At 41.1% G+C, this 15,189-nt stretch carries 12 protein-coding genes; 6 read left to right on the top strand and 6 right to left on the bottom strand.

The window, feature by feature from the left end; all coding sequences use genetic code 11:
• Nucleotides 1–375: 375 nt before the first annotated feature.
• Nucleotides 376–612 carry a hypothetical protein gene (locus D0X99_RS17470; RefSeq protein WP_119479155.1) on the top strand — a complete coding sequence of 79 codons (237 nt, stop codon included), beginning with the start codon at nucleotides 376–378 and terminating at the stop codon, nucleotides 610–612.
• Nucleotides 613–1,000: 388 nt separating this feature from the next.
• On the opposite strand, the gene D0X99_RS17475 is transcribed toward D0X99_RS17470, so the two are convergent.
• Entirely contained in the window at nucleotides 1,001–2,380 is a 1,380-nt protein-coding gene (locus D0X99_RS17475) for a Fic family protein (protein ID WP_119479247.1), read from the bottom strand.
• A 274-nt stretch (nucleotides 2,381–2,654) separates the two neighbouring features.
• On the opposite strand from D0X99_RS17475, the gene D0X99_RS17480 reads away from it, so the two are divergent.
• Nucleotides 2,655–2,993: a hypothetical protein gene (locus tag D0X99_RS17480; protein WP_119479156.1), complete on the top strand. Its 339-nt coding sequence runs from the start codon at nucleotides 2,655–2,657 to the stop codon at nucleotides 2,991–2,993.
• A 704-nt stretch (nucleotides 2,994–3,697) separates the two neighbouring features.
• Here the strand turns inward: D0X99_RS17480 and D0X99_RS17485 are convergent.
• Both D0X99_RS17485 and D0X99_RS17490 read right to left on the bottom strand, forming a co-directional pair.
• Nucleotides 3,698–4,393 (bottom strand): LytR/AlgR family response regulator transcription factor, encoded by a 696-nt coding sequence (locus tag D0X99_RS17485; protein WP_119479157.1) that lies wholly within the window; start codon nucleotides 4,391–4,393, stop codon nucleotides 3,698–3,700.
• On the bottom strand, nucleotides 4,384–5,499 hold the full coding sequence (locus tag D0X99_RS17490; RefSeq protein WP_119479158.1) for a sensor histidine kinase: 1,116 nt from the start codon (nucleotides 5,497–5,499) through the stop codon (nucleotides 4,384–4,386). Before D0X99_RS17490 ends, D0X99_RS17485 begins: the two co-directional genes overlap by 10 nt.
• A 205-nt stretch (nucleotides 5,500–5,704) precedes the next feature.
• Here D0X99_RS17490 and D0X99_RS17495 point away from each other — a divergent pair, with 205 nt between their 5' ends.
• The 3 genes from D0X99_RS17495 (at nucleotide 5,705) to D0X99_RS17505 (ending at nucleotide 10,817) form a co-directional block, all read left to right on the top strand.
• Nucleotides 5,705–6,592: an ABC transporter ATP-binding protein gene (locus tag D0X99_RS17495; protein WP_119479159.1), complete on the top strand. Its 888-nt coding sequence runs from the start codon at nucleotides 5,705–5,707 to the stop codon at nucleotides 6,590–6,592.
• Nucleotides 6,582–10,130 (top strand): M1 family aminopeptidase, encoded by a 3,549-nt coding sequence (locus D0X99_RS17500; protein ID WP_119479160.1) that lies wholly within the window; start codon nucleotides 6,582–6,584, stop codon nucleotides 10,128–10,130. The genes D0X99_RS17495 and D0X99_RS17500 overlap by 11 nt, the downstream gene beginning before the upstream one ends.
• Before the next feature lie 216 nt (nucleotides 10,131–10,346).
• The gene (locus tag D0X99_RS17505; protein ID WP_119479248.1) at nucleotides 10,347–10,817 is read left to right on the top strand and encodes a JAB domain-containing protein; all 471 of its coding nucleotides are present in this window, start codon (nucleotides 10,347–10,349) and stop codon (nucleotides 10,815–10,817) included.
• Nucleotides 10,818–10,854: 37 nt separating this feature from the next.
• Here D0X99_RS17505 and parT read toward each other — a convergent pair whose 3' ends face one another.
• The 3 genes from parT to D0X99_RS20440 form a co-directional block, all read right to left on the bottom strand.
• A complete protein-coding gene (gene parT / locus D0X99_RS17510; RefSeq protein WP_119479161.1) occupies nucleotides 10,855–11,733 on the bottom strand; it encodes a type II RES/Xre toxin-antitoxin system toxin in 879 nt (292 codons plus the stop codon).
• 84 nt (nucleotides 11,734–11,817) lie between these two features.
• Entirely contained in the window at nucleotides 11,818–12,111 is a 294-nt protein-coding gene (locus D0X99_RS17515) for a hypothetical protein (protein ID WP_147392259.1), read from the bottom strand.
• Between the two features lie 34 nt (nucleotides 12,112–12,145).
• Nucleotides 12,146–12,307, bottom strand: a complete 162-nt coding sequence (locus tag D0X99_RS20440; protein WP_158587730.1) for a hypothetical protein — start codon at nucleotides 12,305–12,307, stop codon at nucleotides 12,146–12,148.
• Nucleotides 12,308–13,451: 1,144 nt separating this feature from the next.
• Here D0X99_RS20440 and D0X99_RS17520 point away from each other — a divergent pair.
• Nucleotides 13,452–15,179: a hypothetical protein gene (locus D0X99_RS17520; protein ID WP_119479163.1), complete on the top strand. Its 1,728-nt coding sequence runs from the start codon at nucleotides 13,452–13,454 to the stop codon at nucleotides 15,177–15,179.
• The last annotated feature ends 10 nt before the right edge of the window (nucleotides 15,180–15,189 follow it).

Here is a 15,189-nt window from a genome sequence, read left to right on the forward strand (position 1 = left end):
CTAGTGAAAAAATTTCTAAATATTTATATCTGCTTAGATTTAAAAATTTGGATGAGGATTTTAGTAAAATTCTCTTTGATGTCGAAATAGTTCCGGATCCAAAAGACACAATTCTTAACTCTACTTTTGTTCAGCAAATTGATATAAAGTAATTTTTTTCTTTTTAATAGTAATAATTAATATGATAGGAGGTGATAATGTTTCATTGTTCTGTTTGGAAAAAATATGTTTCGATTTTGCAATAAATCGGATATGCTATTTTTAAAAAATACAAATTTAGAATTTAATATAAAATGCTCAATTGATATTGAGCTTTAAGATATTAATGCACAAAAAGATTAATTAACTAGTTATTAATAAATTTTTCACCACCCAATGCCCCTCAAATCCTTTTTTCTTTTCTGTGTTTTAGCCAGCATTTGGGTTTCCACTTTTGCCCAGACCTTGCCTGCTGTGCCTAAAGTTCCCGGGATCGGAGGAGGCATGCCAAAAGGGATTCCTATGAATGGTTTGGTGGGTTTGGCTACCAAGTCGGAGATACCGTATCTCGAGGAGTTGCGGCAGGTTCAGGGCTTGAAGAAGTCCTACAATTCATATCGATCCCAAGTTTAAATCCATCAATGTGTACGATGCCAGTATGAATTCTGTCAAGACTTCAGAGATCCTTGGCAAAGATCAGAAAAAGGGGGAAGATCAAATTCCGGATGAGCTTTCAGGTAAAAAAAAAGACCTGAAACAGGGGGAGAAGGTGGGGAATCCTGAGCCTACCCTTAGCCAATCAGTCGGAAAAGGGAGAAATAGACCTAGAATTTAGTAATTTAGCTCAGGCTATTTAACCTATTTGTTTTTGGTGAAAGACCCAGTCCGGTTGGACTGGGTTTTTTTAATAGCTTTTCGAATGGAATTAGGAGCGAAATAGGAGATTAAACAGTTGATTTGCTGAAATAGACCGGGGACTTTTTAATTGAATTTTTTTAATAAATACCGCGTATCATCTTAACTAGGAATCCCACTGCTTTTTCCAAGCAATAAATTCGGAAGGTCTGATTCGAAAGCGAACAAAATTCCCTTCATGTAATCCCAAGAGTTCTGTTTCTACTACTTCAGCGAATCTGGATCTGTCTAGATCAGGTAATTTTTTGATCTCAGATTTGATGGTTTCCAATGCAGCTTCCTTATTCATTGCATTGCGGACGATGTGGCTAACGATCTCGCGTATTTCCTCTCGGAATTTCATTCGGAAAGGATCCGGCTCACCAAGAGATTGACGAATGGCCGCATACCTTAAGGCAGACCGTTCATAGGCCCACAAAAAAACATCCTTGAATAACTCGACACGGTTCAATTCATAGATGCCAAGCATTCCTTTGATATAGCTTTCTTCAGGAACATCTATAAAGGAAAGAGGAGCAAGGTTTTGCCTGTTTAACGAGATATTGGCAGCTAATCTGGATACTCGCTTATTGACATCATCAAATGGTTGGAGATAAGGCAACTGAACCAATACAAAAAAAGCTTGCTCGAATGCGTTTTGGATTTTGCTTGCTTTTGCCAGGATTAAATCAAAGGATTCTTCAATAAGTTGGGGAATTCCTAAAGGAGTAAAGACCGAATTGGTGATTCCTACGCCAAATGTTCTAAGTCTGCCGGATGCAGCCGGATTTGGCAATAGGTTGTTTGAAAGCAGGGCATGAAGATTGAGAAAAGTATAGCGATTGAAGCCCACCTCATCAGAGGATTCCACCAAAAACTCAATAGCCTCCTTGTGATTGAGAATCATCTGGGTTTCCATAGGGGATTTGTTCGATGGGGTTTTTCCGTTATGGATTAACAGCTCAGTATCCAACAAGGAATAGGTGTTCCCTTCCAGTCTGCTTGAATTCCAAGAAAGGTCGATCAACAGGCGATTTAATATTTCTCTGGCGTAGGTCCCTGCTGGCTGTTCTCCATTCCTGGTATTTCCCCATTCAGCCAGTTTTTGTTTTTCTTGGTTGCTGAGAAAGCTGTCGATGTTAGGACGGTAATTTTCCAAGAAACTTCGTTCGTGTCCGACAGGTTTCCGTTGTGCTACTGGACGGGAGACCAAGGCCCAAATGTCTTTGCCTTCTTGTGAAAGCGGAATGGTCGATTGTAGCTCCTCTTCTGATTTTATCTTTCCAGAATCCTGAGTTTGTTCAGGTACATTTGTATAATACTTTGTGGAGCGAGCGTTTCCCTTTAGTTGAATAAGATTCTTTTCTTTGAGGCTTTTTAGTCGTCTTTGAAGCGCTCTCTTTTCAATTTTAAACGGGAGCAACCTAAGGAGTTGTTCAATTCCTAGACCATCAGATGATGATGCAATTAATTCTTTAATCAGTTGTAGCTCATCTTGATTTTCCATTTTCAATCTCATCTGTATCGCGACAATAATAGCATGAAAATGACGTAATAAAAAGAATTATGTCACGATAATTGACGCAATATTGTAAATTGCGTCAAAACGTGGGTTAATATTTTTGAATGATCAATACAGTGTGGTCATTACTACCAAAGAGTAAATATCCAAGGAGAATTCTTCGCATAATCATCACTATAAGGTAAATATACCTAGGACGGAAGTTTAAATAACGAAGCCAAATATTCAATTGATCAAGAACCTCTTTCAGTTTTTTTGTATGGTACTGATTCAGAGTTGTGGACTGGAGGATCCAACTGTGCTCTCCGGAGAAGTAGTAGGCCTAAGGACTGACAGTGAAATTTCAAGCGTCACTTTATTAGTCGGTGTTTATGAGAAGACTCCATTCCCTACAATTCCCAGTATTATCAGAGAGGATACCATTGAGACGGATAGCCAAGGAAAATTTCGTGTAGTTGTTCCTCATAACGAACAGTATTCCCGTTTCACTATCAACGTTTTGAAAAAGGTCGCCAATGATACCAATGTATTTTTCAATGAGGGTGATGGATTGTTCTCCATAGGATTGCAGTTCGTTCAAGGCTGGAAACATTTATAAATTCAAGCTAAGATTCCCTTTGAACTCATGATGAAAAAAATAATGAGAAAATCCATCTAGGAGTTGAAAGCCTGGTAAAATAGATTGGATCTGGAATTCTAGCCTTCTATTCCTCAGAATGTTGATTGGATTTGCATAGTATATTGATTCTGACTGGATTTGAGCATGTCGTAATGGATTGTTGAAGCTCTCCCGAAATTGGGACGAAAATCAATAGATCTTCCCTTCACTTTCCCTCCTCGTAACTCCTTCGGGAAAAAGAAGGGTGGTCAAATCGTTTTGGAAAAGCCCTTTCCGCCTTCCGCACCGGCTATCGCCGACAGCTGTGGAGCGGAAGAGGCTTTTTTGATTTATTAAGACGGATTATTTATAACTGAATAGGCTGAGATCCTTTAAATGTGGGGCAAATTTTTCCTCTACATAAATTCCGAAGGAAGGTAACTCAAGGTCTCGGAGCAACCGACAGCTTCCGGTGAAATACGCCTTACCATTTGCCCACAGATTTATTCCTTTTTTGATTAGTCCTGGTACATTCCAAGCTAAGGTTCTCCTTTTTTTTATGTTTCATATAGGGGAAAAAGGAAATTGAGATGTAAAAAATATTCGAGTGGTTGGAAGTTGCTGAGGGGAAGCTCAGCAATTGGTAAAGGTGAAGGTTGATAAATTTCCCAGTAAAATGAGATTTAGATTTTCAATTGAATGGATTAACCCAACAACTTGGCTACTGCTGTCTTATAAGTCTGACCAATGGGGATTTCTTGATCTCCGATTCTAATTTGATTGCCTTCTATCGAAAGTACCTTATTGAAGTTAATTAGATAGGATTTATGAACCCGCATGAAATAGTCCTTCCCCAATTTGGTCTCCATATCCGAAATCTTCTCCGGACAAATAATCATGCCTTCCTGATGGAAAACTTTGCAGTAATTTCCCAAAGCTTCGACGTAGTTTATCTTTTCCAGTTCAACCTGGACATATTTTTTGTCAGTTTTCAGAAAAATCCGTGAAGGTTCCTGCACGGGAGCATTTTTTGATCCGGGTTCTCCTTTGGCAGTGATTTTATTGATGGCTTTGACAAACCGTTCCAGACTAAAGGGCTTTAACAGGTAATCGGAAATGTCTAGCTCATATCCCTGAAGTGCAAATTCCTGGTGTGCTGAGGTTACAATAACCTTTGGAGGATTTGTCAGGGATTTGATCATTTCGAAGCCTGTAAGTTTTGGCATGTTCATGTCTAAAAAAAGAAGATCCACGGTAGTTATCCGAAGAAATTCCAAGGCTTCAAACCCATTATAAAAACTACCTGCCTTTTTTAGAAAGGAAAAATTCGAACAATAGCCCTCTATAATCCGATGGGCAATGGGTTCGTCATCTATGATAATGTAATTGATTACTTCCATAGGATTTCCAAATTAACGCGAAAAATGCCATTCTCCTCTTTGATTTTTAACTCATGGACCCCAGGATAGCTCAGTTCCAGCCTTCGTTTTAAGTTCTCCAATCCTATGCCTTTATCCGATTTTGAATCATTGGAATCAAAGTTGTTTTCAATTTGGAAGCGTAATCTGTCCTTTCCGGAATAGAGGTTAATTCTAACAAAGCCACCTTCGGTCAATTTTTCCATCCCATGCTTGAAGGCATTTTCTATCAATACAATAAATAACAATGGCGATATAAGGGGGTCTTCTGTGATCTCTTTTTTGAAACTGATTTCGGGTGAAACTCGGTGACGGAGCCCTTGCAATTCCAGAAAGTTCTCAAGGTATTTGACATCCCGGCTTAGCGGTACGCTTGTTTCTTTCCCTTCGTAAATCGCATATCGCATCATCTCGGAAAGTTTCAGGACAAGCTCAGGGGCTTGGTCCGATTTCTCCATGCATAGCCCGTAAAGGTTATTGAGCGTATTGAAAAAGAAATGGGGATTGATTTGATTTTTGAGCATGGCCAGTTCAGCCGCATTTTTTTCCATTTCCAGGTTTTTAATTCTCTTCCATTGCTCAAAGAACCAGAGCAACAGGAAAAAAGGAATGGGAATCAACAGGAACAAAATCACTACTTGATGATACTGGTTGAAGTAGTTCTCGTTGAACCTTAATGCAAAAAAAACCAACCAGATAGATCCATACACCCCAAAAACGGCAATTCTGTATTTTCTAAGGAATTCCGGAACAATAATCCAGGCAATTCTCATCCAAAAAAGAATCAATAAGAAAATAGAAACGGGATTGTCAGGTATAGCCATCCATTGGTCAATCAGTAAAATACCTGTTAAAAAGGCGGGTAGAACAGCGATCTGCCAAAGCAGGGTTGAATTGAGCCTGATTTTTTTCCGGTAATAAAATACCAGACTGGAAATCATCCACCAAGACACCAGGATCAGCATGTTTTCCAAATGTGCCTGCCTGTTAATCCGGATAAATCCCATTCTTTCCATCAGAAAGGTTACCAGCACTGTAATCGCTAAACCCCAGCCTAGGGATTTAAAAAAAGATGGATTTGGAAACATGTTTCTAAGGTACAAAGCTTTACTACCCGGTTAAATTTTAGATGACGAACACCCTACAAATGATGACCAACATGGGATAAGTTCAGTTTTTATCAAAAACTAAGGGTTTGAAGCGGGTTCATCACCGGTTTGGAGTGGTTTGACATCTATTTTTTTTGTTTATCGGTCACTTCCCAACATTTGTTCATTACTAAACCAAACCATGATGAACAAACTGGAAATCAAACACCTGTCTAAAACTTATCCAAATGGTGTCAAAGCCTTGGATGACCTATCCCTCACCATTGAGAATGGCATGTTTGGACTTTTGGGCCCAAACGGGGCAGGGAAGTCCACCCTGATGAGAACCCTGGCCATGCTTCAGGAACCCCAGACCGGTGAAATTTTTTTCAACGGGGTAAATGTGGTCAGTAACCCTGATCAAATACGATCTGTATTGGGTTACCTGCCCCAAGAATTCGGGGTATATCCCAAAGTTTCAGCCCGGAATTTATTGGATCACATTGCTGTACTCAAGGGAATCTCCAACAGGAATGAACGGAAAGATCAGATCAACTTTTTGCTTCAGCAAACCAACCTCTATGAACACCGGAAAAAGGCAGTATCCACTTTTTCAGGCGGGATGAGGCAGCGCTTCGGCATCGCTCAGGCTTTGTTGGGGAATCCAAAACTGGTTATAGTAGATGAGCCGACTGCTGGTCTTGATCCGGAAGAACGGAATCGTTTTTTGAATCTCTTAAGTGAAATAGGGGAGCAGATCATCATTGTTCTTTCCACCCATCTGGTAGATGATGTGTTGGACCTTTGTTCGAAGATGGCTATTCTAAACCGGGGGAAAATCCTTTGTCAGGGTAATCCACTTGAATTAACTGCAAGCTTGACTGGAAAAGTTTGGGTTAAAAAAGTGCATAAATCTGAGCTTTCACTTTACCGGCAAAACTTTACCCTTCTTTCTTCAAAACTGGAGGCAGGCGAAACCAAAATACACCTGTTGGCAGATAGCTGCCCTGATCCCGGATTTGAGCTGGTAAGCCCAAACCTGGAGGACTTTTATTTCTCAACCATCCATTCAGCAACAGCATATGAAGGCTAACTTCAAATCTCTCATCCGCTTCGAGCTAGGTTATCAGCTGAACACCTGGGCGGCACCCCTCTTTGCTTGCTGCTATTTTGCTTTTGCGTTTTTGATGGGGAGTCAGGGGACTTCACCTGTCGGAGTCAATTACAATTCTGAGTATGAATTGTTTCTGAAAATGGGCCTATTGAGTCTAGGCGCTGTATTCTCCATCATGTTCTTTGTTGTTTTAGCCATCCACCGGGATAGAAAATACGACATGGAACCGTTGATTTTTTCCACTCCAGTTTCCAAGTCGATGTTTTATTTTAGTCGATTGACGGGTGCTTGGCTCATGGCCTTAGGAGTTTTAATTTTTGCAATTCCGGGCTTTTTTTTAGGGGTGTATTTTTCGGATTTGGATCCGGAAAGAATAGGACCCTTTTCAATCCTGTCTGCCGGGTCGGTGTTCTCGATACTGTTCATTCCCTCGGTTTCAATCTGCACTGCATTGATTTTTACAGTGGGCCTGCATAGCAGAAATACCCTTGCCACCTATGCAATGGCGATCCTAATCTATGGGGCCTATTTTATTTCTGCGATTTTTTTGAATTCACCGCTTATTGCCAATGCTGCACCAATTTCTTCCGAAAACTTGTTTTTTGCCGCCTTGCTTGATCCATTCGGACTTTCGGCATTCTTTGAACAAACCAACCTCTGGACCCCTTATCAAAAAAATAGTACTCCCATTGCTTTTTCTGGTCTTCTGGCTTGGAATCGGGTGCTTTGGATGGTAGGAGCTCTGCTGGTTATCCTGATCTCGTACATGAATTTCTCGTTCAGAAAACCGCATAATGGCTCCTTCAAAAAAGCCAAGGCGGACTACGCTCCTGAGACTGGCCGGGAAACTTTCCAAAAAGTTTCCCCCAGCCTTGGGCACTTTTATCCTGTAATTCCTTCTTCGGTCAAGCTGGAATTTTTATGGGTCTTTAAAAGTATTCCGTTCTGGTTGATCACCGGGGGATGGACACTTATTGCATCAACTGAGATTTATTCAAAAATTTATTCCGGTGGATCTTATGGAGAAAGCTATTTTCCCGAAGCCCAAATCCTTTTGGAACAGGTTCAATCCCCGCTGAATGTTTTTTGCTTGGTGCTGTTGGTGTTTTTTACCGGAGAACTGGTTTGGAGAGCTAAGGAATCCAAATTCCATGAAATACTCGGGGCAACGCCGGCACCTGCGGGTTACTTTTTTATCTCCACCACCCTAACTCTTCTGGCAATGCTTGGGATAATGATTGGGGTTACTCTGATGATTTGTTTAGGTTTTCAGCTTATCCAGAATCAACAGGGTATTGACTCTATATCACTGTTGATCCTGATTTTATCACCCGGATTATCCCTTTTTGTGCATACCGTTATTATGCTTCAAATTCATCAATGGAGTGGAAACAAATACTTGGGAATGTGCCTTTCTGCGCTGGTGATTGCTTTGGTTTCCAGCTCCCTGGGTTCAGCCATCGGCATTAATCATCCTTTGCTAAAAATTGGAACTTCTCCTTATCTGGTTTATAGTCAACAAGCGGGCTATGGCTTGGGCTCAAAGGGGTTCTGGCTCCTGAGTCTTCTATGGATCAATTTAGCTGTGATAATTTCCATTTGCCTATTTAGGAACTGGAAGGGCTCCTCCAGGAGAAAACTCCAAAAAACCACAAGATTGACTTTTTCGAAATTGGTGTTCCCGATTATTCTCTTGATCGGCCCTACCAGCTACAGTTTTTATCAAATCAATATCGTGGGGAATTATAAAACTGCCAACACTCGGCTGGATGAGCAACATCAGTATGAATTGGCTTATAAGAAATATGAGGCAAGTCCAGTTCCTGCCTATTCCTCCCTGGATATGGAAGTAGACTTATTTCCTTCCAAAAGCACATTTAATGCAAAGGTGAAAGGGTTTTTGAAAAACACGAGCGGAAAGTCGATTGATTCTTTCCTAATGACTGAAAAAGTGGAGCTGGAAGGACTCCAAATTGAAAGGGCCGGCACCATTGAAAAGGACGAAATACTTAGGGTAAACCTTGTTCACCTGGATACCCCACTTCAACCGGGAGAGGAAGTTGCTTTTTCATTTGAAGTGAATTTAGAACCAGCGGTGTTTAATCAGGAAAAATCCGTTGTCCAGGACGGCACCTATCTAAACTTCCGCGATTTTGCTCCTTATTTTGGGTACGCTGAAACACGGGAAATCAATGACAATCGGGAAAGGAAAAAAAGAAACCTGCCTGTAAAATCGAGCAGAACCGATTCCCAGGACCACCCGGAACTGGAGCGGAACTTGATAAAGGTTGATTTTAAAGCACGGGTATCCACCGAATCCCCTCAGACCGTCATAACCTCCGGAAAACTCAAAGGAGTGAAAAACAACGGAGACCGGGTAAGTTTCGACTTTGAGAGCCCACACAAGATCATGCCGGCAGTCGCATTCTTTTCGGGTAATTACCAGGAAACCAGCATGCAATTCAATGGCGTAAATCTTCAGTTGTTTTCTATTCCTGAGCATCATGAATCTGCCCTGAATACCCTTGATATCATGAGAAAAACACTGGAATTTGCTTCCGACAATTTTGGTCCCTATCCCTTAGATCACCTTAAAATTGTAGAAGTCCCTTCCTATTGGGGATTTGGTGGGTTTGCTCATCCCGGAGTGATCAGCATGGTAGAAGATAATTTTTTTCTGGTAAAGCCGGAACCGCTAAATCCATTGGATTTAAGAACTAAACGAACGGTGCATGAGGTGGCTCACCAATGGTTCGGTCATCTATTGGCTCCAAGGAATTTGCCAGGGGCATCCGTATTCGTGGAGGGTCTTGCCAAATATACAGAAGCGGTGCTGTTGGAGCGGGAATTTGGAAAGGCAGCGCTGTGGCAACTGACTGATCAAGCCAACACGGTCTACTTCTCAGGAAGAGCTTTTGCTACTGAACCCGAACCCGCCCTTGCCTATACCGAAGGCCAAAACTACCTGGCTTATGGAAAAAGTTTGCTGGGTCTTCTCGCGGTAAGGGATCTAGTAGGTGAGGAAAAATTAAATGGGGCAATCAGGAATATGGTTGACATTTCAAAGGAACACTCTGAACCTAAAGTCACTATGGCAGATTTTCTCAGGATGTTAAAATCAAATGCAAGTCCGGATCAAATCCGGGGGATCACTGAAGCCTTTGAAAAAGTGGTGCGCTTCGATTTGAGCATCACTAATGCAGAAATAGAACAGGTAGAAAATGGAAAATATAAAGTGACAGTAGGCTTCCAAGCCAAAAAAATGGAGACACGTGCAGATGGTTCAGAGGTCGAGATTCCAATAAACGACAAACTAGAAGTTTCGGCCTTTTCAGTACATCCCAAGACTTTAACTTCCACCAAGGATATCCTTTATTCCGAGTTTATTTCGATCAGAGAAGGGAAGGGGGCTATCAGTTTTATATCGGATCAAAGGCCTTCCTTAATTGGTTTGGATCCATGGGGGACTAAACCGGATTCTAATCGGAAGGATAATTTCTTTCAAATGGATGAATGAGTAGGCCTATCAAAATGCCTGTGATCCTAAAGTCCGGAGAGACGGTTCCACACAAATTCCGGAGTAAGCTAGCTCAGGATGATCGGAGCGCCCAAGAGCTTCCGGCATAAAGCTCTCCCGCATTCCTCCGCCGGTTTATTCCTTTTCCTCTTGGTCTTGCTCCATCCTGAGCTGATGGGCCTCCATAATTCATGTTTCACTAAAACAAACAAAGAAATGGAGATTCAAGAAAGATCGCTGAACGAGATGGAAGTCGCAGAAGTGAAGATCAGCTATCAGCCTAAAGTAAAGGCCTGTAATCGTCCCAAAGTGGGTAGTTCCAAGGATGCTTTTCACCTACTGGCCCGATTATGGGATGTGGAGACTCTGGAATTTGTGGAAAGTTTTAAAATCATTCTGCTGAATCGGGCTAACCGGGTATTGGGTGTGTCTCAAATCGGAGTAGGGGGAACATCCGCCGTGATTGTGGATCCCAAATTGGTTTTTGTAACAGCGCTAAAGGCCAATGCACATTCCATGATTCTGGCTCATAACCATCCTTCGGGAGAACTCATCCCCTCGGAACCTGATCGGAAAATCACCCGGAAGTTGGTAGAAATCGGTCGTATCCTGGATATTGCAATACTCGATCACCTGATTGTCACTCCGGATAGTTATTTCTCATTTGCAGATGAAGGGGAGCTTTAGGGCTCCCTTTTTTTGACAGTCAAGGCTGAATAGACCTTTATTTTATTTTATTTATCAATCGGTGGTCTAGTCTAAATGGCTCAAATTCAATTAGCTTGACAGAAGAAAAAAGAGGATGGGACGGATTTAAAAGTAGGTTAAATGAGCTTTCAATTACTGCTGATGGAACTTTCAAGGCCAAACACTTTCTTTCTTCCACCCACTGCTGCCCTAAATCGGATAGGTAAGACGGCGCTGGATATTCTCTCCAATTTGGGGGTAAATGCTGTGCTTCTATTTCCAAAACCGATCGGTCAGGAACTTCCAATTTCATCAGGTAAATACTGGGATGTAGCATAGGAGGGAGGTTTACCACCAATTCCAATAAAGCTATCTCCTGATTTTGACAGGTATATAAAACGGAGACCCCTTTTTTGTTCCACCTTCCTGGGTACTGGGCTGCTCCAAATCCTCTTAGATCACGGGAATATTGTTCTTTGGTCAGTCTATATACAACCATTTGTTTGCTAACTGAAAATCCCGAATTCAATCCTTCCAACAGGGTCTTTTCCCTTGGCTGACGTGGCCGGGAGGGGAGAATACAGGTCCAGTAATGCTCTGCAAATGATTCAAACGTCTCGTTGATTTCCGGGGAATACTTGCTTCCCTTCTGTACTGCCAACTTGAGAATGTCCGGAACAATGGCTCTTAGAACTCCTCTACAGTACTCGGCCATCCGATGGCGGCTTTCTGTAAAATCCTCCTGCTTTTGGGTTAAGGTTGCTTCCATGTAGGTGTACTGGCTACAGCCAAGCACTCCCAAGAAAACCTGAACTGGAATGTGCTCACCAATCTCTTGATCTGTGATGTAAAGGGGTTTTCCGGTGTAGTCAAGGAATACCTTATCGCCGGCTTTGTGCTCAAAATGCATGGTCATACTCCTGCGGTTTAGGTATTTGCTCAGGTAGGCTTTAAACTGGCTGCAGCCATAACCCTGCGGGTGTTTGGCAAGGTAATCTTCCTAATGACGCTGCTGGGTCATGCCTTTACGACGGAGTTCTTTGGAAAGGGTGGACAATCGTGCGGACAGGATTTCCTGTCGTTTACTCCGCTGCTGGGGTGCTGGAGGACCAAGGATCAGCTCAGAAAGTGCTTCATCAGAGAGAAGTTCCACATCTCGGTAAGTAAGCCCGGTTTCAATAAAGCGTCTGAGGTAACTTTTTACGGTATTACGGGCTACTCCGGTAAGCTGGCTCAGCTGTTTGAGCCACGGCATTAGAAATGGCCGCTTAAAACTATATCGTATCTTATTCATGGTTAGGATTCGGTTAGCCATCGGTTCAGGGTAGTTAATCCTGATCCAACAGCCTTTGAAAACCCACTAATCCAATCCCAAAAAATAATCCTCCAAGGGGGGCAGTTTGCTCCGGCCAGCGTGGGTCAATTTGACCCGTTTTTGCAGTCAAGGCATTGTAACCGGCTTGTAAATGATCTCTGAGGACTTTACCCATAGCAAGGCTGAGTTAATGGGTAATACTCTCCAAAAATTGGGTATGCAGGTCAAGTCTTTAGGACATCAACAATCAGATGATCAATAGACTTCGACTAGAACTCGGATGTGTTGAAGGAATTGTTCCAGGAGTGCAGGAATAAGTGAAATTTTAAAAATCCACCAATGGCTGGTTTTTAATCGGGCCTTTTGGACTAGCATCATTATTTCTTCCGAATCGAGCTAGCTAAGGATTTTTCGAATTTTTCCCCGGAGGTCAAAAACCGGGTTTTTACAAGAGCTTGACTTTTTGAAACAGGAAAAATCAAGGCATCAAGTTCTGGGATAGGTGCTTTTATAACTTCTTATTCTATAGCCTCAGAATCCTCGAAGGCCATTTCCTCCAAATTAAAAATGTTGTAAAAACAATTTATTAGTTCCCAAGAAAGGAAATAGTCAGATTGCTTTTTATATAGCTTTTTATTTTTAGAAGAATCAGTTTTAACCAGGGGGAATACCGCTCAATAACTGATTAGAAGTAACGCTTTGTATTTTCTGAACCTTGTATGATCAATATGACAAAGTTCTCGCTAAATAAAAATTGGATTTCATTATGCTTAAATTATTTATACTTATTTCATTTTTAACCTTCTTTTTTATGCTTTTTAAATATTGATAGGATTATTGTTTGCTATTTCTTTTTTTTGAGACAATTGATTTTTTTCTTATGGATTTTCATTTGGTATGAAGTTGTTTGGTTTCTTAATAGAGAATAAATTTTATTTTGGATTTTCATAAAAATTATTTTTTCATTTTTTTAAAACCTTGTATTTCATAAATACCTTAATTTCATTAACTTGAAATTCTATTGTTTTCGATAGTTAATGAAAGAATCATTTGATTCTTTTTAATTGCATGTGAACTTATTGTTAAAAATGCGTGAAAGATTTTGGCGTTATTCGATTAATTTAATTCTAAATTAACTGTAATGTATTTCAAAACAATAAAAATGCAGATCAATTAATATTAAGAAAATTTCAAAGGTTGTACTGCTCTTTTTCATTTCTTAAATAGCCAAATACAATTTGGCGTTTAGGGTATTTTATATTTTGATCCTTTATTTATTTCATATTAATCTATTTTTAAACCCTTTTAAATGTAATGCCATGAGTGCAAACCCAAGTAAACAATCCTTTTTATCCAGTCCCAAATATGGATATGATTTTGTGGTAGCCACCACACAAGCCAGTATTAATTCGGGACTGAAAGAGTACATCAGTTCAGTGGATCAGCCGGAGACCTTTCTTTGCTTTTTGGCTGATTCCAAAGGTAACCCTACAGTTGAATTGAGTCTGGATCAATTGTTGGCCAAAACTGGGGGCGTAAACCCTTTTGATATCCCCGATGGGACACCTTATAATGATCCCAGAATCACCACACTTACCCAGAACATGTTCGTAGTGGGTCTCAAAATAAAAATGGGGCTTCCTTCCCAGATTTTACCAAAAGATCTTCCCTACATAGTGGATCTAGGAAATGCGGCAAACAATGTTAGATTCAACCTTCTTTGTTCTGAATTTCAGATAATTCAAAATAGTCCCCCAAGCGGTTTTGGGGCTGCTGGTTCATGGAATGTCTGGACTCAGCCTGCTGATGTCGCATGGTACTTCAGCACCACAGTAAATTTGGTTTATGCAGATTTGGATTCAGAGTTGAATACGCCATATTTCAACAACAACCCTAAAAAGAAACAGGAGCTAATTAACCAGCTTAAAAACCTTGGTTCTGGAGCCTTTAGCCTTCAGCAATTGCTATTTGATCTGGATAATGCCGCCCTTCAGTCAATTCCGACCATTCAGGGTTTGGACCCCAATTCAGATGCTGGTTTGATTTTGACCAAATCGTTTATGAATCTCTATTTCCAAACGGCAAAAGCACATGGAGAACCCGTGATTTCGGTGCATGCGATTGCCAATAATCCGGATAATTCATCTTTAAGATTGACTGGAATAGAGCGGGAAGTTGGAGTTTTTGTGGATGGAGCAGGGAATCCTATTCAGAATTTGACTCCGGAACAGCGGAATGTAGTGACTTTGGATTACCTGTGTGCAGTGAACAATAACCACTTGCCGGGAGCTGCTTCTTTTTCTTGGAATTGGGTGGACCCATCAGATGTTAGTAATGTGAGCGGAGTCATTTCGATCAACCGAAACACGCTTGCAAATTATTACAAGGGAATTTTACTAAATGAAGTCAGGCGTTCCTGCATTAAACCTTGGACTTCAGTTGACGCCCATTGGTATGGGAAATTCGATGCCAAAGTGTCTTTTGCTCCGTATCAAACTCCTCAAAGTGCAGTAATTCCTGAAAGTGGAGATGAAGTGTTGATTATATCCTTTGCTAGCAATGCTGATGCAAATGATAAATCAGGAGCAACTTATGCTGAATTTGATATTCACTCTTCCTATGTATGCACAGTCTACTTTTCTGGAAATACCATCAAGATTGTGCAGAACTTGAAATTCTGGGTTAAGATCCAGTTTGATCTTACACCCGCATCCGGAAATGTGGTGGACAAAACGATAACGGATGTGTACACCCTTTCAGTTGGACAAAATGGAAGGCTTCAGACCAATCTTTCAAGTTCTTCGGAAGATAATTCACAGAACATTGACCTGGATTGGTTTACATCGCTTTTCGTGAATTTGAACGATATGATTCATTCTGTCAAGGCTTTAGCTGATAAAGTGTCGTCCACAAGCTTCTCAGATATCCCTGCAAGTGATATTCAAAACTTCGTTTTCCCAGGTGCCAATGTCTTTGCCTATAAGGACGTGGCCTTTTCGGATAACCAGGATTTATTGACAGCGATTACGTACGCAACTCCCTCTTGATTAGCCATTT

The organism is Algoriphagus lacus (genome assembly GCF_003583985.1).
In the GTDB taxonomy this organism is placed as follows: Bacteria; Bacteroidota; Bacteroidia; order Cytophagales; family Cyclobacteriaceae; genus Algoriphagus; species Algoriphagus lacus.